The organism is Escherichia sp. 93.0816, from assembly GCF_013368855.2.
Taxonomy (GTDB): Bacteria; Pseudomonadota; Gammaproteobacteria; order Enterobacterales; family Enterobacteriaceae; genus Escherichia; species Escherichia ruysiae.
Window position 1 is genome coordinate 1 of sequence record NZ_JABWNC020000084.1, and the last position, 431, is coordinate 431.

Annotated in this window: 2 protein-coding genes; both read left to right on the plus strand. The window is 46.9% G+C overall.

Annotated features, from left to right (window positions below):
• Positions 1-200 (plus strand): hypothetical protein (locus tag HEM79_RS22525; protein WP_207105874.1); only part of this gene is annotated, 200 nt, incomplete at its 5' end.
• Between the two features lie 10 nt (positions 201-210).
• Positions 211-270 carry a type I toxin-antitoxin system Ibs family toxin gene (locus HEM79_RS22375; protein ID WP_105271347.1) on the plus strand — a complete coding sequence of 20 codons (60 nt, stop codon included), beginning with the start codon at positions 211-213 and terminating at the stop codon, positions 268-270.
• Positions 271-431: the final 161 nt, after the last annotated feature.

The following is a 431-nucleotide window of genomic DNA, read 5'->3' on the forward strand; positions in this document are numbered from 1 at the left end:
AAAAGCCGGGGATTTTTTATATCTGCGTTCCGCTAAAAAGTGCAAATGATCAGCTTGTTGCAGCGTTTTGCGAGTCGACTCGGGGAAGAGAAAACTGCATCAGGGAAAGCATTGCGCAGGGTCTGATGCTCATCAACAATCGGGGAGTCAGCAAGGGGCTGAAACGGGAAAGCCCCTCCCGAGGAAGGGGCCTTGTATAAGGAAAGGGTTATGATGAAGTTCGTCATCATACTGATTGTGTTGTTACTCGTAAGTTTCGCAGCTTATTAACAGCCAATCAGAGGGGGGAGGAATCCTCCCTTACCCTTGTTCCTTTACTTTAGGTTGAAAAAAAATCAGCGTCAAGAAGGTTTCTGCATCCCACATCCCTGGCTCCAAAAGCCGGGGATTTTTTATATCTGCGTTCCGCTAAAAAGTGCAAATGATCAGCT